The sequence below is a fragment of the Micromonospora sp. NPDC004336 genome (assembly GCF_053602615.1).
The window spans coordinates 1-24,208 of record NZ_JBSGDY010000093.1 but is presented as its reverse complement, the minus strand read 5'-3'; the positions used below and the strand labels follow the sequence as shown (position 1 = coordinate 24,208).

Below are 24,208 nucleotides of genomic sequence, written 5' to 3'. Positions count from 1 at the left end.
TCTTGCCGCCTGGAGCAGGAAGTACGACAGCGGGTACGCGGCGAGCAGGGCCCCCAGCAGGAACATCCAGGCCGCCGCGGCGTAGAGCGCGCCGAAGGCCAGCCAGCCGGCCGGCCCCCCGTCGACGATGAGCGCGGTGAGCAGCACCGGCCCGAGCATCCGGGCCAACGGCACGCCGGTGCCGAAGAACCCCTGGTACTGCCCGTGCCGCCCGTCCGGGGCCAGGTCGAAGCTGAGCTGCCACGAGCCGGCGCCGTGCAGCATCTCGGCGATCACCTGCGCGGCCGCGCCGACCAGGAGCACCGCGGCGGCCAGCCACGGCCCGGTCGCGGCGGCGGACCCGGCGAACACCGCGCAGGCGCCGACCATCAGCAGCCCGGCGCGGCGCAGCGCCCGCACCGCGCCGGCCGGGCCGGTGACCCCCCGCGCCACCCGGACCTGCCACGCCAGCACCGCCACGGTGTTGAGCGCGAGCAGCGCCGCCGCCAGCCAGGCCGGCGCGGCCGTGCGCCGGGCCACCCACAGCGGCAGGACCAGGCTGAGCAGCGGCAGGTAGAGCATCATCACCGCGTTCAGCGCGGTCAGCAGCGCGTACGGCCGGTCGCGCAGCACGGCCAGCCGGGGTCCGGCGGCGACGGGCCCGGTCGCCGGCTCCACCCGCGGCAGGCGGCCCAGCAGGACGGCGGCGACCGCGAACGCGGCCACGTCCAGTGCCAGCACGATCCGGTACGCCCCGGCCGTCTGCACGGCCAGCGCCAGGCCGCCCAGCGCCGCACCGAGGGCGAGCCCGCCGTTGGCGGTGGCCTGGAGCCGGGCCCGCACCTGCGTACGGCGGGCCGGCTCGACCAGGTGGGCCAGTGCCGCCTGCCGGGCCGCGGCCAGCCCGGTCTGGCAGGCGGCGTAGAGGCAGGCGACCAGGACGAAGGTGGCGGGCCGCCCGACGGCGAGGAAGGCCGCCACCGAGGCGGCGGTGCCGGCGGCGAGCAGCACCGCCGTGCGGCGCGCGCCCCACCTGTCGGCGAGCTGCCCGGCCGGCACGCCGACCAGGACGCCGACCGCCCAGCCGAGGGTCAGGCCCAGACCGACCTGCCCCGGCGACAGGCCGACCGGCCCGGTGAAGTACAGCGCCGAGGTGACGAGGAAGACGCCGTCGCCGACCGAGTTGGCCAGCTGGGCGCGGGCGAGCGTCCGGGCCGCCGTGGGCGGAAACTCGGGCACGGGCGTCAGCGCTCGATCGGCCGGCGGGTACGCGCGCGCTTCAGCTCGAAGAACCCGTCGGTGCCCGCCACCGCGAGCACCCCGTCCCAGAGCCGGCCCGCCGCCTCGCCGCGCGGGGCCGGAGCCACCACCGGCCCGAAGAAGGCGTGCCGCCGGCCGTCCACGGTGACGTGGATGGTGGGGGTGCCGAGGTCCTCGCCGACCGGCTCCAGGCCGGCGTCGTGGCTGGCCCGCAGGGCCGCGTCGTGGTCGGTCGACTCCGCCGCGTCGGCGAGCTCGGCGGCCAGCCCCGCCTCGGCCAGGGCCGCCTGGTAGAGCTCCGGCCCGATCGGCACCCGCTCGTGGTGGATCCGGTTGCCCAGCGCGGTGTAGAGGTCCCGCAGCACCTCGTTGCCGTACTTCCGCTCGGCGGCGACGGCCACCCGCACCGGGCCCATGCCGGGCTCGAGCCACTCCCGGTACCACTCCTCCAGGCCCTCGCGGCCCTCGTTGAGCAGGGACAGGCTCATCACGTGGAAGCGTACGGTCACCGGGCGGACCCGCTCCACCTCCAGCAGCCAGCGGGAGGCGTTCCACGCCCACGGGCAGCGCGGGTCGAACCACATGTCGGCGGTCGTCATGGCGAGTTCCAGTCCTTCGGGTTCCTGGGAAGGGGACCTCACGAGCCTGCCGAACCGATCGGCCCACCGGCAGGGCCGATCCTCGCCGCGATGACTGGGCCGATTTCGTCTCCCGGGGCGGCGGGCACGACGACGACCGGGCGCGGGCAGCGACACGACGGCCGAGCGCGGGCGGCGGAGCGGGGCGAGATGGGCGTCGACGGGCGTCGGGGCGGGCGACGGCTGGCGACGGCGTGGGGTGGGCGTCGGCGGACGGCGGACCGGGGCGGGACGGGCGTCGGCGGACGGCGGGGCGGGGTGGGGTCGGGGCGTCGGCGGACTGGTGCGAAATAGGCGTCGGCGGGCGGCAGGGCGGGGCGAGATAGGCGTCGACGGACGGCGGAGCGGGAGATGGGCGTCGGCGGGCGGCGAGGCGGGGCGAGGTGAGCGTCGGCGGGCGGCGAGGCGGGGCGAGATGGGCGACGGCGCGCGGCGAGGCGGGGCGGGGCGAGATGGGCGTCGGCGGGCGGCGTTTGGCGGCCGGGGCCGGGGGAAGACCGTGCGCCCAGGGCCGACTCGGCGAGGAGCGACGATGGCGGACGCAGGACGGGCCAGGAAGGCGACCGGGGCGCGCAAGGCCCCGACGAAGCGGACGGCGGCGGCGAAGAAGGTGGCGACGGCCACGAAGCGGGCCACCGGGGCGACGGCAGCCAAATCCCCGGGCGAGAAGCCCACGCCGACGACGGCGCGGGTGGCCCGCAAGAAGGACACCTCCGCCACGGCGGCCCCCGCCCGCGCCCGCAAGGCACCGGCCACCGCCGCGCCGGCGAAGAAGGCACCCGCGCGGAAGGCGACGAAGGCCGCCGCGACCCGCACCGGCGCGACCACCGGGACCCCGGCCCGCAAGGCGACGACCATGGAGTCCTTCGGCAGCCGACGCGCACCCCGGTCCAGCGCCCGCTGACCCGGGCGTGCGAGCACCACCCACCGTGACGCGGCCGGCCAGGCCGACGCCATGACGCGGCCGGCCAGGCCGGCGGCCGGCGCCGAGGTGCGGACGCCAATGGCAGCGGGCTACGGACTCCGAGACCCACAATCCCGCCCCACCTCCCTCCCCTCCTGCCCCGCCCGCCCGCGATCTTGCACTTGCTGCCTCCGCAAAGACGACATAAGCCCCAAACGGCGGGCACAAAGTGCAAGATCGCGGAGGATGGGGCGCGGCGGGAGCGAGCGAGAGGGGTGGCGGAGGGCGGAGGGCGGGGCAGCGGGGCGTCGGCCAGAATGGTCGGGTGGCGAAGCGATCCCGCCGGAGGGCGGCCGATGACCAGGACCGGATGCCCTGTCCCTGCGGGTCCGCCCAGCCGTACGCGCAGTGCTGCGCACGACTGCACCGGGGCGAGGCCGACGCGGCGACCGCCGAGGCGCTGATGCGCTCGCGGTACACGGCGTTCGCCGTCGGCGACACCGCGTACCTGTTGCGCAGCTGGCACTCCTCGACCCGACCGCGCCGGCTCGACCTGGACCCCGCGCTGCGCTGGACGGGGCTGGAGATCGTCGACGTCGAACGGGGCGGGCTGTTCGACTCAGCCGGCGTCGTCGAGTTCCGCGCCCACCACCGCGACGTCGGCCGGCCGGGCACGCAGACCGAGCGCAGCCGATTCGTACGCGAGGACGGGCGCTGGGTCTACCTGGACGCCGAGCCCACCTGAGCGGCCCGGGGCGTGCGGGCCGGGCAGGTGGTCGCCACCGACCAGCCGGGCAGATGGTCACCACCGATGCAGGGCGCGCCAGCCGGGCAGATGATCACCGACGGCTTCCGGCGTGCCGGCCGGGGCCACCGACGCGACACCGCCCAGCCGCCCGACCGGGGGCACCGACGCGACACGCCGCCCAGCCGCCCGGCCGGGGCCAGCGGCGCGACGCCGTCCGGCCGCGGCCACCGACGCGACACCACCCAGCAGCGGCCACCGACGCGACGTCGCCCGGCCGCCCGGTCGCGCACTGTGGGCGGCGGGGCCGGGCGACGCCTACCGGCCGGCGGTGACGCCCGTCGTCAGGCCGAGCCCGTCGACCGCCGCCGTGACCAGTTCGCCGGGCGTCAGCGACACGTCGAGCACCAGCACCGACTCGTCCGGGTGGGGGCGTTCCAGGGTGGCCAGCTGCGACTCCAGCAGGCTCGCCGGCATGTAGTGCCCGGCCCGGCGCGCCATCCGCTCCCGGATCACCTCGGCCGGCCCGTCCAGCAGGACGAACTCGACATTCGGCGGCCCCTCGCGGAGCACGTCGCGGTAGGACCGCTTCAGCGCCGAGCAGGCCAGCACCGTCGAGACGCCGTCGGCGGCGCGGGCCGCCATCCAGCCGGCCAGGTCGCGCAGCCAGGGCAGGCGCGCGGCGTCGTCCAGCGGCACCCCCGCCCGCATGCGCGCCACGTTGGCCGGCGGGTGGAACTCGTCCGCCTCGGCGAAGGTCAGTCCGGTACGGGCGGCGACGCCCAGCGCCACGGTCGTCTTGCCCGCCCCGGACACCCCCATCACGACCACGTGCCGCGTCGGCGCGCCCGGGCGGCGCTCACCAGTCATGGACCGTGCCGTCCTGGAGCCGGTTGAACGGCAGGTACGCCGGCACGTACGGGAACTTCGCGGCGGCCTCCTCGTCCAGTTCGACGCCGAGCCCGGGCTGCTCCCCCGGGTGCAGGTAGCCGTCGGTGAAGGTGAACGACTGCCGGAACACCTCGTTGGTGAGCGCCCCGTGCCGCATGTACTCCTGGATGCCGAAGTTGTGGATGGCCAGGTCCAGGTGCAGCGCGGCGGCCATGCCGACCGGCGAGATGTCCGTCGGGCCGTGGATGCCGGACTTGATCTGGTACTGGGCGGCGAAGTCGAGCAGCTTGCGCATGGCGGTGATGCCGCCGGTGTGGGTGACGGCGGACCGGACGTAGTCGATCAGCTGCTCGCGGATGAGGGTCTGGTAGTCCCAGACGGTGTTGAAGACCTCGCCGATCGCCAGCGGGGTGGTGGTGTGCTGACGGACCAGCCGCAGCGCCTCCTGGTTCTCCGCCGGGGTGCAGTCCTCCAGCCAGAACAGGTCGTACGGTTCGAGGGCCTTGCCCAGCTTGGCGGCCTGGATGGGGGTCATCCGGTGGTGGCCGTCGTGCAGCAGCGGCAGCTCCGGGCCGAACTCGTTGCGGACCGCCTCGAAGACGCCGGGCAGGTGACGCAGGTAGGAGCGGGTGTCCCAGTCCTCCTCGGCCGGCAGCGGGGTGCGCTGCGCCGGCTCGTAGTCGTACCGCCGGCCGTCGACGCTCGGCTGGGTGGCGACCCCGTACACGGCGTTGATGCCGGGCACCGAGGTCTGCACCCGGATCGACCGGTAGCCCTCGTCCAGGTGCCGGCGGATCGAGTCGAACAGCTCCGGCAGGTCCCGGCCGGAGGCGTGGCCGTACGCCATGATGCCGGTGCGCGACGCACCGCCCAGCAGCTGGTAGAGCGGCATGCCGGCGGCTTTGGCCTTGATGTCCCACAGGGCCACGTCGACGGCCGCGATGGCGGCCATGGTGACCGGCCCGCGCCGCCAGTACGCCGAGCGGTAGAGGAACTGCCAGGCGTCCTCGATGCGGTGCGCGTCCCGGCCGATCAGCAGCGGCACGACGTGGTCGCGCAGGTACGAGGCGACGGAGAGCTCGCGTCCGTTGAGGGTGCCGTCGCCGAGCCCGGTGACGCCGTCGTCGGTGGTGATCTTCAGGGTGACGAAGTTGCGGTCGGGGCTGGAGACGATGACGTCAGCTGCGACGATCTTCACGGGGTGCCTTTCTTCCTACGGTGTGGCGGCGGCTAACGAAGGACGCTTCCCGCCTCGTGGCCGTCGAGGAGGGACAGTTCGGCGCGGCGCGGCAGCCCTTCGCAGTCCCCCCGGGTGGAGACCGCGAAGGCGCCGAGGGTGGCCGCCCGCCGCAGCCGACCGGCCAGGTCGAGCCCGTCGAACCAGCCGGAGAGGTAGCCGGCGGTGAAGGCGTCCCCGGCGCCGACGGTGTCGACGGCGGTCACGGCCAGCGCGCCGACGTGCTCGACCCCGGCCGGGGTGTGTGCGCGGGCGCCGTCGGCGCCCAGCTTGACCAGGACGGTGTCCACGCCCCGCCGGAACAGGTCCGCCACGACGGCGGCCTCGTCGGCCCCGGGGTCGCCGACGAGGTCGAGCTCGTCGGCGGAGGCGATCACGATCGAGGCGTGCCCGGCCAGCGGGGTGAGCACCTCGCGTGCGGTGTCGCGGGACCAGAGCCGGGCGCGGTGGTTGACGTCGAGGCACACCGGGATGCCCGCCGCGACGGCCGCCTCGGCGGCCCACCGGGTGGCCTCCCGGGCGGTGTCGGACAGCGCCGGGGTGATCCCGGTCAGGTGCAGCATCCGCGCGCCGGCGGCCAGCGGCGTCCGCAGGTCGTCGACGCGCAGCGCGGAGCCGGCGGACCCGGCGCGGTGGTACTGCACCCGCGTGACGTCGGCCGTACGCTGCTCCAGGAACATCAGCCCGGTCGGCCGGTCGGGGTCGCGGGTCACGCCGTCGACGACGACGCCCTCGGCGCGCAACTGCCGCAGCGTGTACTCGCCGAACTCGTCGGCGCTCACCCGGCCGGCCCACGCGGCGCGGTGGCCCAGCCGGGTCACCCCGACCGCCACGTTGGACTCGGCGCCGGCCAGGTGCGTGGTGAGCGTTCCCCCGGCGGCGAGCGGACCGGCCGAGCGCAGCGACACCAGCGCCTCGCCGACGGTGAGCAGGTCCGGTGCGGTCATGACGCGGTCGTCTCCCGCACGGCGGCGAGGTAGGTGCGCGCCCGCGTCCGCAGGGCGGCCAGGTCGCCGCCGGAGGCGGCGTCGCCGACCAGGGGGCCGCCGAGGCCGACCGCGATCGCGCCGGCCCGGAAGTAGCCGGGCACGTCCGCCAGGCCGACGCCACCGACCGCGACGAACGGGATGTCCGGGAACGGGTCGCGCACCGCCCTGAGGTACGCCGGTCCCCCGACCGACGCCGGGAAGAGCTTGATCGCCGACGCCCCCATCCGCGTCGCGGCGTACGCCTCGGTCGGGGTGAGCGCCCCGGCGGCGACCGGGAGGCCGCGGCGGGCCGCCTCGGAGATCGACTCGACCACGGCCGGCGTCACCACGAACTGCGCGCCGGCGGCGGCCACGTCGGCGACGTCGGCGGTGGTGAGCACGGTGCCGGCGCCGACCAGCGACCCGGTGGGGGCCGCCGCGCGCAGCGCCTCGATCGCCCGCACGGCGTCCGGCGTGGTGAGGGCCACCTCGACGATGCGTACGCCCTCGTCCAGCAGCGCGGTGCCGGCGGCGATCGCGGCGGCGGTGTCGGTGCCGCGGATGACGGCGAGGATGCGGGCGTCGGTGAGTTCTGCGGTGAGGTCGACGGTCATGTGATCACCATTCCGCGTAGGAGCCGTCGCGGTGCCGCCACGTGGGGCTGCGCCACGCGTGCCCGCGCTTGTCGGCCGTCCGTACGGCGTGTTCGTCGATGTCGATACCGAGGCCGGGCGCGGTGAGCCGCTCGACGTAGCCGTCGACGAACGTCAACGGGGTCTTGTCGAGGCAGTAGTCGAGCACCTCGGCGCCGAGGTTGTAGTGGATGCCGATGCTCTGTTCCTGGATCAGGTAGTTCGGCGTGGCGAAGCCGACCTGGAGGCAGGCGGCGAGGGCGATCGGCCCGAGCGGGCAGTGCGGGGCGAGCTGCGCGTCGTACACCTCGGCCAGCGCGGCGATCTTGCGGACCTCGGTGATGCCGCCGGCGTGCGAGAGGTCCGGCTGGGCGACCGCGATGCCGGCCTGGAGCACCGGCAGGAACTCCTGCCGGTTGTAGAGCCGCTCCCCCGTCGACACCGGCGTGGTGGTGGCGCGGACGAACTCGCCGATCAGGTGCGAGTTCTCCGGCACCACCGGCTCCTCCAGGAAGAAGGGCCGGAACTCCTCCAGCAGCGGGGCGACCCGGCGGGCGGTGGCGAGGGTGAACCGGCCGTGGAAGTCGACCGCCACGTCCCGCTCGTCGCCGAGCACCTCGCGGGCGGCGGCCACCCGCGCCACCACGGCGTCGAGTTCGGCGACGGACGCGACGGCGCTCATCCGGCCGGAGGCGTTCATCTTCACGGCGGTCAGGCCGGTGGCGACGGCGGCGGCGATCTGGTCGCGGACCTCGCCGGGTTCGTCGCCGCCGACCCAGCCGTAGACCCGGATCCGGTCGCGGACCGGGCCGCCGAGCAGCTGGTGCACCGGGGCGCCGAAGTGCTTGCCGGCGATGTCCCACAGCGCCTGGTCGAGCCCGGCCACCGCGCTGGCCAGGATCGGCCCGCCCCGGTAGAACGAGCCCTTGGTCATGACCTGCCAGTGGTCCTCGATGCGCAGCGCGTCCCGGCCGATCAGCAGCTCGCTGAGCTGCTCGACGGCGGTGCGTACGGTCTCGGAGCGGCCCTCGCAGGTCGCCTCGCCCCAGCCGACGATCCCGGAGTCGGTCTCGACGCGGACGAACAGCCAGCGCGGGGCGACGAGGAAGGTCTCCACCCGTGCGATCGTGGTCATGGTGTCCTCAGCCCTTCGTGGCGCCGGCGGTGAGGCCGGATACGACGTACTTCTGCACGAACAGGGCGATCAGCATGATCGGCAGGGTGACCACGGTGGCCGCCGCCATCAGGCCGCCCCAGTCGATGCTGGCGTAGCCGACGAAGTCGAAGATCGCCACCGGGAGCGTCTTGGTGTCGGCCCCGGACAGCACGAGGGCGAACATGAAGTTGTTCCAGGAGAAGATGAACGACAGGATGCCGGCGGTGGCGACGCCCGGCACCGACAGCGGCAGGGTGATCCGCCGGAACGCGCCGATGTGGGTCAGCCCGTCGACGAGCGCCGCCTCCTCGAGCTCGGTCGGCAGGCCGTCGAAGTAGCCCATCATGATGTAGACGATCAGCGGCAGCGACACGAACATGTGGCTGAGGATCAGCACGCTGAAGCCGCCGACCATCTGCAGGTTCGAGAAGACGTAGTACCAGGGCACCAGCAGCGAGACGCCGGGGATGACCCGCGCCATGAGCACGACGAGCGCCGACTTCTTCATGTTGAAGCGGCTCATCGAGTACGCGGCCGGCACCCCGAGCAGCAGCGACAGCACGGTGGCGGCGAGCGCCACCCAGAGGCTGTTGCCGATGAACTGCACGTAGTTGGCCTGCTGGAGGACGTTCGTGTAGTTGTCCAGCGTCGGGGAGAAGGCGAACGCCTTGTCGGTGTCGTAGATGTCGACGTTGGTCTTGAACGACGCGGCGATCATCCAGATCAGCGGGGCCATCAGCGCCAGCACCACGAGGGTGAGCGCCACCGTCCGGAAGATCTTGTACGGCCTGCGCAGCTTCATCGGTCCAGCCCCTTCTTGCGGTAGGTCAGGGCCCACATCACCCCGATGATGATCAGGAAGAAGATGATGAGGACGGTCGATGAGACGCCGTAGTCGTTGTAGTCGAAGCTGAGCCCGTAGGCGTACACGTTGAGGGTCTCCACCTCGTGGAACGACCCGCCGCCGCGCCCCTTGGTGGCGTAGAGGATGTCGAACGTCTTCAGGGCGTCGATGCCGCGCAGCAGGATCGCGACGATGACGGTGGGCATCAGCAGCGGCAGGGTGACGTGCCGGAACCGCTGCCAGGTGCTGGCGCCGTCGATCAGCGCCGCTTCCTGCGGCTCGTCGGACAGCGACGTCAGGCCGGCGAGCAGGATCAGCACGACCATCGGCGTCCACTGCCAGATGTCGATGAACATCGTCGTCGGCAGGGCCGAGTTCTGCCCGGAGAGCCAGGGCTGCGGGCCGATGCCGACCCAGCCGAGCACCTGGTTCGCCATGCCGATGTTGGGATCGAAGATCAGCCGCCACATCATGCCGACCGCGACCGGGGTGGCCACGAGCGGCAGGAGGATCGCGACCCGGACCCACTTCTCCCCGCGGAACGGCCGCCACAGCAGCAGGGCGATGGCCATGCCGAGGACGACCTCGAAGAAGAGCACCACCCCGGTGAAGAGCGCCGTACGCCACACGGCCGGCCAGAACCGGTCGGTGTCGCCGAGCACGTCGAGGTAGTTCTGGAAGCCGATGAACTCGCTCTCGGCGCGCACCGAGCCCTCGGCGTCGGTCAGGCTGAGATACCCGGTCCAGGCGACCGGGAAGACGATCAGCACGGCGACGAACAACATGGCGGGCGCCGCGAAGAGCCACTTGCGGTGCTCGTTGGCCCAGCGCGACCAGGCCGACGTCTCCGGGGACGCCTGACGCGCCTCGGGCGATCTGGTGACTGGTGTGGTGACGGCTGACATGAGGTCTCCGGGTGGGTCAGGGCCAGGTTCCCGACGCGGGGCGGCGGAGCCGGTCGGCTCCGCCGCCCGCGCTTCGGGCTACTTCGCCTCGTCGTCGAGGAACTTCTGGAACCTCTCGTTCGCCGCGTCCGCCGAGGCGGCCGCGTCCTTGCCGGTGATCGCGTCGACGATCGGCTGGCCGACGATCTCGCGCGCCTCGGCGACCTTCACGACCAGCGGGCGGTCGTGGCCCACGCCGTTGGCGGTGCTGACCGTGGTGGCCTCGGCGAGGTCCTTCGGGTAGGTCGCCGCGCCCTCCGGGTTCTCCCAGACGGAGGTACGGGCGCTGGGCACGCCGGCCTTCTGCTGGGCCAGCGCCTGCTCCTTGCCGGCCGCCCACTGGATGAACTTCCAGGCGTTGTCCTGGTTCTTGGACGCCTCGTTGACGCCGAGCGCCCAGGAGGGGATGTTGTACGGCTTCGAGCCGGCCGGGCCGGCCGGGAAGGCCGCGAAGCCCACGGTCTCGGAGACCTTCGACTTGGTCGGGTCGGTGGCGTTCTTGTAGAGCGAGTTGGCCTCGGTGTAGAAGGCCGCCTTGCCCTGGGTGAAGATCGCCATCGCCTCGGACCAGCTCATGTCGGTGCTGATGTTCTCCGGACCGTGCTCACGCAGCAGCCCGCCGTAGTAGGCGTACGCCTGCTTGGCCTGCTCGGTGTTGACCGACGCCTTGCCGTTGGCGTCGACGAAGTCGCCGCCGAAGCTGTACAGGAAGCTGGAGAACTGGGTGACCGCGGCGGCCTTGCCGGTGCGGGACACGAAGCCCGCCACGCCCGGGTTGTCCGCCTCGACCTTCGCCGCCTGCGCCTTCAGCTCGTCGAGGGTCTTCGGCGGGGCGGTGAAGCCGGACTTCTCCAGCAGGTCCTTGCGGTAGTAGAGGACCTCCTGCTCGGTGATGATCGGGACGCCGACCAGCTTGTCCTCGTACGTGGTGGCCTGCACCGGGCCGGACTGGAAGTCACCGACCTCGAACGCGCCGTCCGACTTGGCCTTCTCGGTCAGGTCGGCGAGGTACTTGTTCTTGGCGAACAGCTTCCCCTCCTGCAGCGGCCGGTACATCATCACGTCGAGATCGCTGGACCCGGCGTTCAGCTTGACGTTGTACTGGTCCGAGAGCTGGTCCTCGCCGAGCTGGGTGACCTCCACCTTCAGGCCCGACTGCTTCTCGAACTCCGGCAGGGCCTTCTTGATGTTCTCCGTCCACACGTGGTTGACCAGGGTCACGCGCACGGTGTTCGAGCTGCCCGCGTCGTCGCCGCCACCGCAGGCCGACAGGCCGAGGGCGACGACCATCGCCAGGGAAGTCCCGATTACTGATCGACGTCTCACGTCCATCTCTCCTTATGTCGAGGCCGTGGCCGTGGCCGCCGCCCCGTCGGGTGGGCCGCCACCTCGCGTTTTACATCCGCTTAACTTCGGGATGCTAGGCCGAAAAAGCAGACTTATACAAGGGGTAGATCTAACTGATATGATCCGCCGCGTGAACCAGTCCTCTCCGGGGGTCGCCGCCGCCCAGCTCGCCCCTGTCGAGTCAGGGCTGCACGCGCGCGTCCTCGACCACCTCGGCACGGCGATCTGCAGTGGCGAGGTGGCGCCCGGGTCGGTGCTCAACATCGACGACCTGGTCGACCGCTACGCCGTGTCCCGCTCGGTCGTCCGGGAGGTGCTGCGGGTGCTCGCCTCCATCGGGTTCATCGAGGCCCGCCGACGGGTCGGGGTCATGATCCTGCCCCCGCACGCCTGGAACGTCTTCGATCCCCAGGTGATCCGCTGGCGGCTCGCCTCGTCCGGCCGCATCGTCCAGCTCCGCTCGATCACCGAGCTGCGCACCGCCGTCGAGCCGCACGCCGCCTGGCTCGCCGCCGAACGCGCCAGCCACGACGAGGCCAGCGACCTCGTCGGGCTCGCGGCCAAGATGTGGGCCGCCGGCAAGGCCGGCGACGAGGAGCGCTTCCTCCAGCTCGACATAGAGTTCCACCGGCGGGTGCTGGTGGCCTCCGGCAACGAGATGTTCGTCCGACTGCAGGACCTGGTCGCCGAGGTGCTCACCGGCCGACACCAGCACCACCTCATGCCGCACCACCCGCACGAGCAGGCCCTCCAGCTGCACGCCGAGGTGGCCCAGGCGATCCAGCGGCGCGACGGCGAGCGCGCCCGGCGGGCCATGGTGCAGCTCATGGAGCAGGCCTTCGACGAGATGAGCTCGATCTGGGAGCAGACCGGCGAACCCGCCGCCCCCTGACCCCCCACCCCCCACCCCGCGCCCCGCGCCCCGCGCCCCGCGCCCCTCGCCCCGCGCCCCGCGCCCCTCGCCCCGCGCCCCGCGCCGCGGCGATCTTGCACTTTGTGCCCCCCGAATGCGGCTTCCGCCCCCTTTATCGGGGCCGAAAGTGCAAGATCGGCGGAGGCAGGGCTTGAGGGCGGGGCCGAGGGCGGGGCGGGGCTAGGGGTGGGGGCGGGGCTGGCGGGAGGCGCGGGTCGTCAGGAGTAGCGCGACGATCAGGTACGGCACGGCGGCCGCCGCGAACGCGACGTCGTTGCCGGCGCCGGTGGCGAGCAGGCCGTACCCCCCGTAGACGACGATGATCGTCAGGTCGGTGGCCATTCCCGCCAGCGAGGTCACGGTGGCCCGGCTACCGCCGCTGATCCGGGCCTGCAACCGGGCGTCGGCGAGCACGGTGGCGAGTTGGAAGCCGCAGAACGCGACCGCGACCAGCGCGAAGCCCACCGGCCGGGCCGTCAGTGCACCGGCGGCCAGGGCCAGGGCCGACGACGCCAGCAGTCCGGCGTACCCACGGGTGGTGAGCCGCTCCCCCGCCGGGGCCAGCAGACCGCCCGCGCCGACGCCGAGCCAGATGAGCAGCAGCAACAGCGGCACGGTCGCCTCGCCGACGCCGGTGTCCCGGGCCAACAGCGGGGTGTACTCGTCGAGGGCCCCCCAGACCGCCGCGACCACCGCGACCAGCAGGACGGCCGCGCGGACGGCCCGGTCCCGGTGCGCCTCGGCGAGCCCGGCGCGCAGGGCGGCCCACCAGCCGAGCTCGTCACCGTCGTCGCGCTCCGTCGTCGCCGACCCCGTACCGTCGCTCACCGGCCCGACCGACTCCGCCCCGCCGGCGGCGACCGCGCCGGGGCCGGCCTCCCCCACGGCGGCGGGACCGGACGGAACGGCGGCGACGCCGGGCTGGGCGGCGGCGGAAGCGAAAGCAACGCCGGCCGGGCCGGGGCCGGACGGAGCGGAATCGGCAACGGGCTGAGCGGCGACAGCAGAAGCGACGCCGGCCGGGCCGACCGCACCGGGCCCGGACGGAACGGAACCGGCGACGGATCGCACGGTGGCGGCTGAAGCGGAAGGTACGTCAGCCGGGCCGGCGGTGCCGGGGCCGGCGCGGAGGGCCGGGACAGCGGGGGCGGCGGTTGGCTGGTGGCGGTGTTCCGGGAAGCGGGTGGCGATAGCGGCGGCGAGCAGGCAGGCGAGCACGCTGGCCGCGCCGACGCCCGGGTAGCCGCCGACGGCGAACACGGGGCCGGCCAGCAGGATCGAGGCGAGCACGCCGAGCGTCTCGGCGGTCTTCGCCCGACCGGTCAGCCGGGCGTACCGGCCGGCGGCGCCGAGCCGGTCGAGCTCGGTGAAGACCAGCGCCTCCAGCGCGCCCGAGGCGAGCGCGCCGCCGGCGCCCCAGAGCACGAACCCGACCGCGAAGGCAGGGTACGAGGGAACGAGCACCCAGAGCGCGAAGCCGGCGGCGGTGACGAGCGGGGCGAGGCCGAGCGGCAACCGGCGGGAGACCGCGTCGGCGAAGGCGCCGGAGGGCACCTCCAGCAGGATGCTGCTCGCCGACCAGATCACGAACAGCGAGGAGATCTGCCAGACCGACAGACCGGTGTCGCTGAACAGCAGCGCGTACAGCGGGTAGAGCAGGACGAGCTCACCGAGGAACGCGTACCCGTAGAGGGTGGCCGCCAGCCGGCGGACACGCGGATCGGGCACGCGCGGAGGGTGGACAGTCATGGGACCTTCCCGTGGGGACGAAGCGGACGCCGGAGGTACGGCGACCGCGGCGGCCCACGGGGGCGACCGTCAGCGGTGCATCAACATCGCCATGTCATGCCGGCGATGATAGTCGCCAGGCCCTTGGCACGGGTCCCGCCCGCGACACGCGTCGGGGTGGGACCGGTGTGGCCCCACCCCGACGACGCCTCGGCCGCGTCAGCGGCGGAACTTCTCCTCGCCCAGCGGCGGGATGACCATGGTGGCCTCGGCGTCCTGGCCGGTCGGCTGCGCCGGGATGGTGGCGCCGGTCGACGTGACCTGGGTGGCCTCCGGGTCGGCGTGAGGTGCGGTCGGGCCGGCGGTGTCGCCCGCGCGGGGAACGACCTGGGTGGCGTCGGCGTCGGCGGGGCGCGGGACGACCTGGGTGGCGTCGGCGTCGCCGCCGGGCCCGACGGGATCGCCGGTGCGCGGGACCACCTGGGTGGCATCGGCGTCGGTGGCCCGCGCGGCCAGGTGGGCCTCGCTGTCGCGGCGGCCGGCCTGGTACGCGCGGGCGTGCGTGGCGATCAGCCGCGACTCCTGCTCGGCGCGGGTCAGCCAGGACTCCCACCGGCTCTGCATCGGACGGACCAGCCCTCCGCCGACCCCGACGACGAGGATGCCGCCCACGGTGGCGAGCACCGCGATCAGCACCGGGGTGGTGACGGCGGTGGCCACACCGATCTGGTTGAGGGCCGCGATGACGCCGAGGCCGAGGATGAACACGGAGGCGATGGTGGCCAGGATCCGGCCGTACGACAGGCCGCCCAGGGCGCCGCTGATGATGTCCTTGACGGCGTTGGCGATCGCCGCGGCGACCACGACGATGACGATGCCGACGAAGGCGCGGGGCAGCCAGGCGACGACACCGGCGATCAGGTCCGAGACGGGGTTCGGGCCCCAGATGCCGAACGCGATCTGGAGGGTCACCAGCAGCACCCCGTAGTAGGCGAGCTTGGCGACGATGTCGCTGGCGTCGTACCGGGAGCGGGCCAGGGCCCGGCGGATCCCACCGCGCTCCACCGCGCGGTCGAAGCCCACGCGCTCCAGCACCTTGTCCACGAGCTTGAGCACGGCCTTGGCGATCAGCCAACCGGCCACCAGGATCGCCACGAAGGCCACGGCCTTGGGCAGGAACAGCATCACCGAGCGGAGGGCGTCCCCCACCGCGTCGCCGAAGTCGTCTCTCACGGGAATCCTCCACACGGGCATCCGTCTCGTCGGGCCCGACCTACCCCCGGCGCCGGCGAGGGAAACCCCGGTCGACGCCGCACGCGCGAAGCCCGTGGGACCGGGCGCTGACCAGGGAACACGGTCGACGCCGCGCGACGCGAAACCCGGGAGACCGGGCGCTGACCAGGGAAACACCGACCGGCGCCGCGCAACGCGAAGCCCGGGAGGCCGGGCGCTGATCAGGGAAACACCGACCGCCGCCGCGCAACGCGAAGCCCGGGAGACCGGGCGCTGACCAGGGAGACACCGACCGGCGCCCGCGCAACGCGAAGCCGGGGACCGGGCGTTGACCGGCCGTCGGCCAGGAGGATCAGCCGCGCCGGCAGTCGTAGGCCACGGGGGCCTGGGCCTGTGCCGCGGACGGGGAGACGATGTTGACCGTGGCCGTCTCGGTCGTGGTGCCCACCCCGGTGAAGGCCCACCGCAGCGTCAGGTGCACGCTGCGCTGGCCTCGGCCGACCCGCTCGGTCATCAGGCTGCCCGGGGCGCTGCCGGTACGCAGCCATTGGTAGCGGATCTCCCCCGCCCGGCCGTTGGTCGACACGGTGGCCACCACGTCGACGGTGACGTCGCACCGGTCGCCGGCCGGCCGTGGGACCGTCACCGCCACCCCGGTGACCTCCAGTGGGCTGATCCGCTGCCAGACGTAGAAGCCGACGGCGGCGAGCAGCGCGACGGTGAGCAGGGTCGACAGCACCGAGGTGACCGTCCGCAGTGCCGACCGCCGCCGGCGCGGAGGCGGCGTCGCGGGCCAGGCGGGCGCGGCCGGCGGGGTGGTCGGCACGCCCGGCCCGAACCGTACCTCCGCGCCCGGGGGCACGGGCGACGCTCCGGTACGCCCGCCGAAGAGCGTTCCCGACGCCTCCCCGGTGACCTGCCCGGTCGCGGTCGCCGGGAGCGTCCCTCGGTCCCGGCCCGGCTGCCCCGTCGTCCACGACCCGGCCCGCCCGCCCACGATCCCCCCGACGTCCCGCCGAGCGGTCGGCTCGCCGGAGAACACACGACCGGTCGGCCCGCCGGCGTTCAGGTCAGCGGTCGGTTCGCCCGCGAACAGGTCAGCGGTCGGCTCGCCGGCCGTCAGGCGCGCCGTCGACTCACCCGAACCGAGAAACGCCGTCGCCTCACCGACATGCAGGCGAGCGGTCGGCTCGCCGGAGGTGAGGTGCACGGCCTGCTCGGCCAGGTGCGGCAGGTTGTCGAGGCGGGCCGTCGGCGCGCCGTCCACGGGAAGCCAATGGGTGGGCAGCGCCTGGGTCGGATCGTTCGGCTGGGTCACGCTGGCCCGCCCTCCGTCGTCGTGGTCGGCATCCGGGTTCCGGTCAGCCGAGGGTGCATTGCGGGCGGAGCGTCACGTGGACCGGCGCGCTCTGCGGCGAGGCGTTGCCGGCCTCGTCGATCGCGACGACGCGGACCGGGATCCGCGTGCTGTTCGCCGGCCGGGGCAGGTCACCGAGGACGCCCCGGAACGTCCCGCCTCTGTCGAGGGTCATCGCCACCTCGGTGGTGCGGCCGTCCAGGGTGTAGCGGAAGCGGACCCGCAGCCCGCCGTCGGGCGTACGGTCGTCGGCGACGACGGCGGAGACGGTGCTCGCCGTGGGCCCGTACGCGCAGCCTGCCGGGTCGAGCTCGGTTGGGGTGGCCGCGACCCGCCCGACCGACGGCGCGACGGTGTCCCCCGGCGGCGCGCCGGGGCTGGCCGACGCGGTCGGCGCGGCGGGGGCGGACGTCGGGGCGGGCGCGCCCGTGTCGGCCGGCGGCGCGGGCGCCGCCGTCGTGGCGGCCGGCGCGGCGGTGGGCGCCGCGGCGACGGTCGTCGCCACCGTCGGTGTGGACGACGCGGCGGCCGGCGGGGGCGCTGGCTCGCTCGGGTCGGCCGTCTCGCCCGCCGTGGCCGCCGTCGGGGCCGCGCCGTCGCGGCCGGCGTAGCTCAGCCCGGCGGCGGCGAGCAGCAGCGCGGCGGCCAGCCCGCCGACGGCCAGCGCCGCGCGGGCCCGGCCTGCGCGCGACCGGGCCCACCGGCCGCCGCCCTCGCCGAACGTGGTGCTGGCGAGACTGGTGGCGCCGCCGGTGCCGTCGGGAAACGGGAAGAGGGCGGCGAGCAGGGCCGCCCGCCTGGCCAGCTCGCGCAGGCCGCGGTCCTCCCAGGCCGGCCCGTACGCGTCGGCCGCCACCTGTTCCAGTTCGGCGAGGAAGGCCTGCGCGGGCTGCGGGCGCTCGGCCGGCTGCTTCGCCATGCCGTGCCGCAGCAGCTCGTGCACCGGCTCGGGGGCCGGGTCGGTGGGGATCGGCGCCCGGGCGTGCTGCTGGCGCAGGGTGAGCAGGTCCCGCCCGTCGTAGGGTGGCCGGCCGGTGAGGCACTCGTAGAAGGTCGCGGTGGCGGCGTAGATGTCGCAGGCCGGGCTGGCCGGGGCGCCCGTCCACTGCTCGGGGGCCATGTAGCGGGGAGTGCCGGTGACGCTGAAGCCCGCGGACCTCCCGGCGGGCATCGCGATGCCGAAGTCGGCCAGCTTGCTGGTGCCCTGGGCGGTGACCAGCACGTTCTCGGGCTTGTAGTCGCGGTGCACGACGCCCCTGGCGTGCGCGGCGCCGAGCCCGGCCAGCGATCCCTTGAGGACGCAGAGCGCGGACTCCGGGGTCGTCGGCCCGTGCGCACGCAGCATCTGCCGCAGGGACACCCCGTCGACGAGCTCCATGACGATGGCCGCGCCGGCCGGCGACTCGACGTACTCGTAGAGCCGACAGACGTGCGGGTCGTCGATCTCGGCCAGCAGCCGGGCCTCGTCGCGGAACGCGGTGCGCAACGACGGGTCGTCGCCGATCCCGCCGGCGAGGTACTTGATGGCGACCGGGGTGCCGGTCGCCTCGTGCACCGCGAGGTCCACCCGGCCGGACGCGCCGGCGCCGAGCTGCCGGACCGGCCGGTAGCCGGACACCTGCCAACCCGTCACGGCGTCACCTCCCGCACCGGGCGGCCGGCGTGACCGCCACGGTCGCCATTGTGGTCGCCGCCGGCGCCGGGGCCATCGGCGCAACGGACGCTTCCGGGCTCCGGACGTCCGCCGCTCGGCGGCGGGGTGGCGGGATGGTCGGTAACGGACACACGCCACTGGTAGCACCCGGCGGCAAGCGTCGCCGCCGACGCGCCCCGCCGGGCTACTGCACTAAGGTGCAGGCCGTGAGCAGCGAGGCGGGCACCGAGCCCCGGTCCCGACGGGTGATGACCACCCGCCGGTGGCTCAGTGTCCTGTTGCTGACGATGACGGCGCTGGTGCTGCTGGGCGGGGGCTTCGGCGCCCTCGCCCTGACGCACACCGCCGGGGTCTCGAACCATCTCGCCGACCGGGTCGCCCCGGCCCGCACGGCGGTCGGCCAGGTCGACAACGGCCTGCTCGCGCAGGCGGCGGCCGTGCGTGGTCACGCCGTCACCGGGGATCCGCGGTTCGTCGACTCCTACCGGCGGGGCGTGGCGGACGAACACGCGACGATGGCCCGGCTGCGCGACCTGCTCGCCGACGAGCCGGCGGCGTTGGCCGACCTGGACCGGGCTCGGCGGCTCGCCGACCGGTGGCGCGCGGACTTCGCCGAACGCCTGATCAGCGCCCGGCAGGCGGGTGGGACACCGGCCGAGCTGGCGGCGGTGGTCGCCGGGGACGCCGCGGCCTTCGACGCGGCGCGCGGCGAGCTGACCGGGTTGGCGGCCCGGCTGGACGAGGTCCGGGACGCCGGCCGGGCCGACCTGGACCGGGCCCGGGCGCTGCGCGACCTGACCTTCGTGACGATCCTCGCGGCCCTGCTGGTCTGCGGCGTCGTCGGCTCCGTGCTGGTCCGCACGGCGGTGCTGCGACCGCTGGAGCGGCTGGGCGCGGCGGCGCGGCGGGTGGCCGGCGGCGACTTCCGGCACCGGCTGCGGCCGGAGGGGCCCGCCGACATCGCGCGGCTGACCAGCGACGTGGAGACCATGCGGCGCACGGTGGTGGACGCGTGGGAGCGCAGCCAGCACGACCGGGACGCCCTGGAGCAGCAGGCGGCCGAGCTGCGCCGCTCCAACGAGGACCTGGAGCAGTTCGCGTACGTCGCGTCGCACGACCTGCAGGAGCCGCTGCGCAAGGTGGCGTCGTTCTGCCAGATGCTGGAGCGCCGCTACGCCGACCAGCTCGACGACCGGGCCCGGCAGTACATCGGCTTCGCCGTCGACGGGGCGACCCGGATGCAGGAGCTGATCAGCGACCTGCTCACCTTCTCCCGCATCGGCCGGGTCTACGGCGAGCTGCGCGAGGTCGACCTGGCCGAGGTGTTCGCGCAGGCCGAGGCGAACCTGTCCCGGGCGGTCGACGAGGCCGGCGCGACGATCACCCACGACCCGCTGCCGACCGTACGGGGCGACGCGACGCTGCTGACCATGCTCTGGCAGAACCTGCTGGGCAACGCGATCAAGTTCCGCAGCCCCGACCGGACGCCGCTGGTCCGGGTGTCGGTGACGGACACCCCGGACGGCTGGCGCTTCGCCGTCGAGGACAACGGCATCGGGATCGACCCCCGGTACGCCGAGAAGATCTTCGTGATCTTCCAGCGGCTGCACCCCCGGGGCGCCTACCCGGGCACCGGCATCGGGCTGGCGGTGTGCAAGAAGATCGTCGAGTACCACGGTGGGACGCTGGCCCTGGACGAGGGTCACCGGGACGGGGCACGGTTCGTGTTCACGGTGCCGCGCGCGCCCGAGGTGGTCGTACCGGAGCAGCCGGGCGAGCCGGCGACGGAGTCGGCGCCGGCACGCTGAGGCCGGCGGGGTGCGGCACCTGTGGTGGGTCGGACGGGCGGCGGTGCGGGTGAGGCCGGCGGTCGCCGGGCCGATTGGCGACGGCGGGGGGCGTTCCGCCTCGGGCTCCCGCGCCTTCACGATCCAAAGCCACGTCTGCCGGGCAAATCGGCGGTTGCCGGATCCCGGACCGGTTCTCCTGACTACGGTTATCCCGAGCGGGCCGGCGGGAGCCGGCCATGGGCCGGGCGCCCGGCGACGGAGGGCCGGCCGGGCAGGGCCGATCGCTGGAGGCGATGCCGGTGACCATGGAAGCAGAGCGCACACTTCGCGCCGACGAGATCACCGAGCTGGGCGAGCTCGCCGCGCAGCTGCGGGTGGACGCGATCCGGTGCAGCACCCGGGCGGAGTCCGGTCACCCGACCTCCAGCCTGTCCGCCGCGGACCTGCTCGCCGTGCTGGTCTCGCGGCACCTGCGCTACGACTGGGCGGACCCGCACGGCCGCGCCAACGACCACCTGATCTTCTCCAAGGGTCACGCCTCGCCGCTGCTCTACGCGGTCTTCAAGGCCGTCGGCGTGATCGGCGACGAGGAGCTGGTGGAGACCTACCGCCGCTTCGGCTCGCGCCTGCAGGGGCACCCGACGCCGGCGCTGCCCTGGGTCGACGTGGCCACCGGCTCGCTCGGCCAGGGGCTGCCCGTCGGCGTCGGCATCGCATTGGCCGGCCGGTACCTGGACCGGCTGCCGTTCCACGTGTGGGTGCTGTGCGGGGACAGCGAGACCGCCGAGGGCTCGGTCTGGGAGGCGCTGGACAGGGCCGGCACCTACGGGCTGGGCAACCTGACGGCGATCGTCGACGTGAACCGGTTCGGCCAGCGGGGCCCGACGGAGCTGGAGTGGGACCTGGACACCTACCGGCGTCGGGTGGAGGCGTTCGGCTGTCAGGCGCTCGTCGTCGACGGCCACGACCTCGCCGCCGTCGACGAGGCGTTGGGCCGGGCCCGGCGGGCGACGGGGCCGACCGTGGTGCTCGCCCGCACCGTCAAGGGCAAGGGGGTGCCCGAGGTCGAGGACGAGCCGGGCTGGCACGGCAAGCCCTTCAAGCCCGAGCTGGCCGAACGCGCCGTCGAGGCGCTCGGCGGCGTACGCCGGATCCGCGTCGCCGGGCCCCGGCCCGAGCCCGCGCCGCCGCCCGCCGCGCCGGCCGGCACCCCGCCGGCCCGGCCGCGGTACGAGCCGGGGGCGAAGGTGGCCACCCGCAACGCCTACGGGGACGCGCTGCGCGCCCTCGGGGCCCGGCCGGACGTGGTGGTGCTGGACGGCGAGGTCAGCGACTCGACCCGCGCCGACCGGTTCGCCGAGGCGTATCCCGACCGGTTCTTCGAGATGTTCATCGCCGAGCAGCAACTGGTCGCGGCGGCGGTCGGGTTTCAGGTGCGCGGATACCGCCCCTTCGCGTCGACCTTCGCGGCCTTCTTCTCCCGCGCCTACGACTTCATCCGCATGGCCGCCATCTCCGGGGCCGACATCGCCCTGTCCGGCTCGCACGCCGGCGTGGAGGTCGGCGCGGACGGCCCCTCCCAGATGGGGCTGGAGGACCTGGCGGCGATGCGCGCCGTCCACGGCTCCACCGTCCTCTACCCGAGCGACGCCGTGTCCTGCGCGGCCCTCGTCGAGCGGATGGTCGACCTGGCGGGCGTCACCTACCTGCGGACGACCCGTGGGGCGTACCCCGTCCTGTACGGCGACGGCGAGGAGTTCCCGGTGGGCGGCAGCAAACTGCTGCGCGGCGGCGACGACGACCGCGTCGCGCTGATCGGCGCGGGGGTGACGGTGCACAACTGCCTCGCCGCCGCCGAGCGGCTGGCGGACGAGGGCGTCCGGGCCCGGGTGATCGACCTGTACTCGGTGAAGCCGCTGGACCGGCAGCGGCTGCTCGACGCCGTCCGGGTCACCGGCGGCCGGCTGGTGGTGGTGGAGGACCACTACCCGGAGGGCGGCCTCGGGTCGGCCGTGCTGGAGGCGCTGGCCGACCTCGCCGAGCCGGTGCGGGTGACGCACCTGGCCGTACGCGGACTGCCGACCTCCGGCACGGCGAGCGAGCTGATGGACCAGGCGGGCATCGGGGTGGCGGCGATCGTCGCGGCGTCGCGCGCCGCGCTGTCCGGGACGTGACCGGCCGAGGCGGTGCGCGACGAGTTGCGCGACTGCGCCTCCTGGCTGCGCCTGACCGCGACCGCGCCGGCGGGCGGCATCGAAGAGCGTCCCGCTCGCGGTGACGACGACCAGGGCAGGCGGCGTCTCACCGAGGGGCGGCGGGCTGCCTTCCCGGGTCGTCCGCCGGGGTGATGGTGACGTCGAAGACGTCGAGGAGGCCGAGCAGTCCCGCGAGGGCGACGGCCTCGTCGCGTCGCAGCGTGATGCTGCGGGTGGCGTCGGGGTCGTCGCCGTCGTGGTAGACCAGCTCACGCCGGCCGCCCGCGTAGTGCGTCACCACACCGACGCGGCACCCCGCGTCGGTGGTGAACATGCGGCGGAATCCGATGCCGGGCAGCGGTGTCAGTTCGACGTCCATCGTCACTCCAGGTGGTACGGGGAATCGGCGGTGGGCACGGCACGGCCGGACGGAACGCCCGGCCGGTGGATGCGCCGACGACCGCGCGGTGCCGCCGGCGGGGCGCCGCGCGGGGCCGGCGGACGGAGTCAGCCGGTGAGCAGCAGGCGCAGACCGGCCAGCGTGGCCAGGTGGGGATCCGCGGGCATGGTGACGGTGCGACCGGTCAGGGCGGCCAGCCTGGCCGCCAGCCCGGGGTGTGCCGCCCCGCCGCCGGTGATCAGCAGCCGACGTCGCCCCGGGCGGACGGGGTGGGCGCCCAGGCGCCGCACGGTGGCCGCGATCGACGGCACCTGGTCGACGGAGTTCGGCACGTCCACGCGCTCGGCCGCCACGACCGCGCGGTCGGCGATGCGGGCGATCTCGGTGCGGCCGTGCCCGATGTCGATGGCGACGATGTCGTCGCCGTCGAGATCGGCCGGGCAGGCCAGGGCCGCCGCCAGCGGCTCCTCCACGGTGGCGACGCGCCCGCCCAGCGCCCGCCGGACCACCGCGACCAGGAGGTTCTTCTGCCGCAGTGTCGCGGTGGCCGGCACGCCGACCACGACCGGGGACAGGTCGTCACCCGGCCTGCCGGTGGCCGCGGCCACGACCCGCAGCAGGTGCACGCAGGCGTGGAAGTCCTCGACCACGCCGTGCCGCACCGGCCACACCAGCTTCGCGTCGCCGCCGGCGCGCAGGTCGATCGCGGCGCGGCCGACGGCGTGACCGCCGGACGGTATCCGCGCGACGACGGCGGGCTCGGCGACCACCGTGCCGTGCGGCGGGGACCACACCCGCACCGTCGAGGTGCCGAGGTCGAGGGCGAGGGGGTGCCGCAGGCCGAGGCGGGCGTACGCACCGGGGGCCAGCACGCTCACCACCCCCGCGGCGGGGTGGCGGTCGCCGGCCGGGCGACGAACGGGGAACGGGGACGCGTGGCGGGGCGCAGGGCGGGCATGGTGCTCCAGGCCAGGGGCCGGCGCCGCGCGGCGCCGGAGGCGGACAGGCTTCAGACGGCGAACGTCAGCCCGGGCGGAGCGCGATCCGCCGACCATGCCGGCACACAACCCGGGACGGCCCGACGCGTGGACCGGAACACGATGCACAGCCCGACCGCCCGCGCGGCGGCCAGCACCACGACCAGCACGGCGAGCATCAGCAGCGCCGGCAGCGCGATCCGCCTGCCGGCGCGGCGGGCCGCCTGCCGTTCCTGCATGCCGCCACCATAGCCGGGTCGACAGCCGCCCGGCCATGCCGCCGCCCGCCCGGCGCGGCGCCCGCCGCGGGCGGTGGCGTCCCCGCCACCGAGCGGTCGGAGCGGGTGACCTCGATGCGGTCGCCCTCGCGCAGGTCCCGCAGCCGGTGGAAGACGGCCGGCCCGGTCGTGGTGTCG

22 protein-coding genes and 1 pseudogene are annotated in these 24,208 nt (G+C 74.6%); 5 read left to right on the top strand and 18 right to left on the bottom strand.

Annotated features, from left to right (window positions below):
- The coding region (locus ACWENR_RS19320) for an MFS transporter (protein WP_452278362.1) at positions 1-1,218 on the bottom strand (1,218 nt) is incomplete at its 3' end.
- Positions 1,219-1,223: 5 nt separating this feature from the next.
- On the bottom strand, positions 1,224-1,838 hold the full coding sequence (locus ACWENR_RS19315) for a mycothiol-dependent nitroreductase Rv2466c family protein (protein ID WP_452278361.1): 615 nt from the start codon (positions 1,836-1,838) through the stop codon (positions 1,224-1,226).
- 571 nt (positions 1,839-2,409) lie between these two features.
- On the opposite strand from ACWENR_RS19315, the gene ACWENR_RS19310 reads away from it, so the two are divergent.
- Positions 2,410-2,781, top strand: coding sequence for a hypothetical protein (locus tag ACWENR_RS19310; protein WP_452278360.1), 372 nt, complete (start codon positions 2,410-2,412; stop codon positions 2,779-2,781).
- A 325-nt stretch (positions 2,782-3,106) separates the two neighbouring features.
- A complete protein-coding gene (locus ACWENR_RS19305; protein WP_452278359.1) occupies positions 3,107-3,526 on the top strand; it encodes a YchJ family protein in 420 nt (139 codons plus the stop codon).
- A 318-nt stretch (positions 3,527-3,844) separates the two neighbouring features.
- Here ACWENR_RS19305 and ACWENR_RS19300 read toward each other — a convergent pair whose 3' ends face one another.
- The 8 genes from ACWENR_RS19300 to ACWENR_RS19265 all read right to left on the bottom strand — a co-directional run bounded on the left by ACWENR_RS19300 (position 3,845) and on the right by ACWENR_RS19265 (position 11,530).
- Positions 3,845-4,396 carry a gluconokinase gene (locus tag ACWENR_RS19300; protein ID WP_452278358.1) on the bottom strand — a complete coding sequence of 184 codons (552 nt, stop codon included), beginning with the start codon at positions 4,394-4,396 and terminating at the stop codon, positions 3,845-3,847.
- Positions 4,386-5,615, bottom strand: a complete 1,230-nt coding sequence (manD, locus tag ACWENR_RS19295) for a D-mannonate dehydratase ManD (RefSeq protein WP_452278357.1) — start codon at positions 5,613-5,615, stop codon at positions 4,386-4,388. The genes ACWENR_RS19300 and manD overlap by 11 nt, the downstream gene beginning before the upstream one ends.
- 32 nt (positions 5,616-5,647) lie before the next feature.
- Complete coding sequence (locus ACWENR_RS19290) at positions 5,648-6,601, bottom strand: sugar kinase (protein ID WP_452278356.1); 954 nt, start codon at positions 6,599-6,601, stop codon at positions 5,648-5,650.
- Positions 6,598-7,236: a bifunctional 4-hydroxy-2-oxoglutarate aldolase/2-dehydro-3-deoxy-phosphogluconate aldolase gene (locus ACWENR_RS19285; RefSeq protein ID WP_452278355.1), complete on the bottom strand. Its 639-nt coding sequence runs from the start codon at positions 7,234-7,236 to the stop codon at positions 6,598-6,600. Before ACWENR_RS19285 ends, ACWENR_RS19290 begins: the two co-directional genes overlap by 4 nt.
- A 4-nt stretch (positions 7,237-7,240) precedes the next feature.
- On the bottom strand, positions 7,241-8,389 hold the full coding sequence (dgoD, locus tag ACWENR_RS19280) for a galactonate dehydratase (protein ID WP_091094543.1): 1,149 nt from the start codon (positions 8,387-8,389) through the stop codon (positions 7,241-7,243).
- A gap of 7 nt (positions 8,390-8,396) precedes the next feature.
- Entirely contained in the window at positions 8,397-9,212 is an 816-nt protein-coding gene (locus ACWENR_RS19275; RefSeq protein WP_452278354.1) for a carbohydrate ABC transporter permease, read from the bottom strand.
- Entirely contained in the window at positions 9,209-10,159 is a 951-nt protein-coding gene (locus ACWENR_RS19270) for a carbohydrate ABC transporter permease (protein WP_452278353.1), read from the bottom strand. Before ACWENR_RS19270 ends, ACWENR_RS19275 begins: the two co-directional genes overlap by 4 nt.
- Before the next feature lie 78 nt (positions 10,160-10,237).
- Positions 10,238-11,530, bottom strand: coding sequence for an ABC transporter substrate-binding protein (locus ACWENR_RS19265; RefSeq protein WP_452278352.1), 1,293 nt, complete (start codon positions 11,528-11,530; stop codon positions 10,238-10,240).
- 145 nt (positions 11,531-11,675) lie between these two features.
- Here ACWENR_RS19265 and ACWENR_RS19260 point away from each other — a divergent pair, with 145 nt between their 5' ends.
- Complete coding sequence (locus tag ACWENR_RS19260) at positions 11,676-12,437, top strand: FadR/GntR family transcriptional regulator (RefSeq protein ID WP_452278351.1); 762 nt, start codon at positions 11,676-11,678, stop codon at positions 12,435-12,437.
- A gap of 201 nt (positions 12,438-12,638) precedes the next feature.
- Here the strand turns inward: ACWENR_RS19260 and ACWENR_RS19255 are convergent, their stop codons facing one another.
- The 4 genes from ACWENR_RS19255 to ACWENR_RS19240 all read right to left on the bottom strand — a co-directional run bounded on the left by ACWENR_RS19255 (position 12,639) and on the right by ACWENR_RS19240 (position 18,409).
- Positions 12,639-14,207, bottom strand: a complete 1,569-nt coding sequence (locus tag ACWENR_RS19255) for an MFS transporter (protein WP_452278350.1) — start codon at positions 14,205-14,207, stop codon at positions 12,639-12,641.
- Between the two features lie 198 nt (positions 14,208-14,405).
- Positions 14,406-15,419: a membrane protein gene (locus ACWENR_RS19250; RefSeq protein WP_452278349.1), complete on the bottom strand. Its 1,014-nt coding sequence runs from the start codon at positions 15,417-15,419 to the stop codon at positions 14,406-14,408.
- 352 nt (positions 15,420-15,771) lie between these two features.
- On the bottom strand, positions 15,772-16,737 hold the full coding sequence (locus ACWENR_RS19245) for a hypothetical protein (protein WP_452278348.1): 966 nt from the start codon (positions 16,735-16,737) through the stop codon (positions 15,772-15,774).
- A gap of 43 nt (positions 16,738-16,780) precedes the next feature.
- Positions 16,781-18,409 carry a serine/threonine-protein kinase gene (locus ACWENR_RS19240; RefSeq protein WP_452278347.1) on the bottom strand — a complete coding sequence of 543 codons (1,629 nt, stop codon included), beginning with the start codon at positions 18,407-18,409 and terminating at the stop codon, positions 16,781-16,783.
- Positions 18,410-18,636: 227 nt separating this feature from the next.
- Between ACWENR_RS19240 and ACWENR_RS19235 the strand changes: the two genes are divergently transcribed.
- A complete protein-coding gene (locus ACWENR_RS19235; RefSeq protein WP_452278346.1) occupies positions 18,637-20,238 on the top strand; it encodes a sensor histidine kinase in 1,602 nt (533 codons plus the stop codon).
- Between the two features lie 287 nt (positions 20,239-20,525).
- The gene (locus ACWENR_RS19230) at positions 20,526-22,394 is read left to right on the top strand and encodes a transketolase (protein ID WP_452278363.1); all 1,869 of its coding nucleotides are present in this window, start codon (positions 20,526-20,528) and stop codon (positions 22,392-22,394) included.
- Between the two features lie 127 nt (positions 22,395-22,521).
- Here the strand turns inward: ACWENR_RS19230 and ACWENR_RS19225 are convergent, their stop codons facing one another.
- The 4 genes and pseudogenes from ACWENR_RS19225 to ACWENR_RS19210 all read right to left on the bottom strand — a co-directional run.
- Positions 22,522-22,794, bottom strand: coding sequence for a potassium transporter TrkA (locus ACWENR_RS19225; protein WP_452278345.1), 273 nt, complete (start codon positions 22,792-22,794; stop codon positions 22,522-22,524).
- Positions 22,795-22,922: 128 nt separating this feature from the next.
- On the bottom strand, positions 22,923-23,687 hold the full coding sequence (locus ACWENR_RS19220; protein ID WP_452278344.1) for a rod shape-determining protein: 765 nt from the start codon (positions 23,685-23,687) through the stop codon (positions 22,923-22,925).
- Between the two features lie 137 nt (positions 23,688-23,824).
- Positions 23,825-24,031 (bottom strand): hypothetical protein, encoded by a 207-nt coding sequence (locus ACWENR_RS19215; protein WP_452278343.1) that lies wholly within the window; start codon positions 24,029-24,031, stop codon positions 23,825-23,827.
- A gap of 83 nt (positions 24,032-24,114) precedes the next feature.
- Positions 24,115-24,208: pseudogene (locus ACWENR_RS19210) on the bottom strand (class F sortase); the annotation flags it as partial.

Coding starts and splice junctions, on each gene's coding strand:
- ACWENR_RS19315 (WP_452278361.1), bottom strand. CDS start 1,838: ATGACGACCGCCGACATGTGGTTCGACCCGCGCTGCCCGTGGGCGTGG.
- ACWENR_RS19310 (WP_452278360.1), top strand. CDS start 2,410: ATGGCGGACGCAGGACGGGCCAGGAAGGCGACCGGGGCGCGCAAGGCC.
- ACWENR_RS19300 (WP_452278358.1), bottom strand. CDS start 4,396: ATGACTGGTGAGCGCCGCCCGGGCGCGCCGACGCGGCACGTGGTCGTG.
- ACWENR_RS19290 (WP_452278356.1), bottom strand. CDS start 6,601: ATGACCGCACCGGACCTGCTCACCGTCGGCGAGGCGCTGGTGTCGCTG.
- ACWENR_RS19285 (WP_452278355.1), bottom strand. CDS start 7,236: ATGACCGTCGACCTCACCGCAGAACTCACCGACGCCCGCATCCTCGCC.
- dgoD (WP_091094543.1), bottom strand. CDS start 8,389: ATGACCACGATCGCACGGGTGGAGACCTTCCTCGTCGCCCCGCGCTGG.
- ACWENR_RS19275 (WP_452278354.1), bottom strand. CDS start 9,212: ATGAAGCTGCGCAGGCCGTACAAGATCTTCCGGACGGTGGCGCTCACC.
- ACWENR_RS19270 (WP_452278353.1), bottom strand. CDS start 10,159: ATGTCAGCCGTCACCACACCAGTCACCAGATCGCCCGAGGCGCGTCAG.
- ACWENR_RS19265 (WP_452278352.1), bottom strand. CDS start 11,530: ATGGACGTGAGACGTCGATCAGTAATCGGGACTTCCCTGGCGATGGTC.
- ACWENR_RS19255 (WP_452278350.1), bottom strand. CDS start 14,207: ATGACTGTCCACCCTCCGCGCGTGCCCGATCCGCGTGTCCGCCGGCTG.
- ACWENR_RS19230 (WP_452278363.1), top strand. CDS start 20,526: ATGGAAGCAGAGCGCACACTTCGCGCCGACGAGATCACCGAGCTGGGC.
- ACWENR_RS19225 (WP_452278345.1), bottom strand. CDS start 22,794: ATGGACGTCGAACTGACACCGCTGCCCGGCATCGGATTCCGCCGCATG.
- ACWENR_RS19215 (WP_452278343.1), bottom strand. CDS start 24,031: ATGCAGGAACGGCAGGCGGCCCGCCGCGCCGGCAGGCGGATCGCGCTG.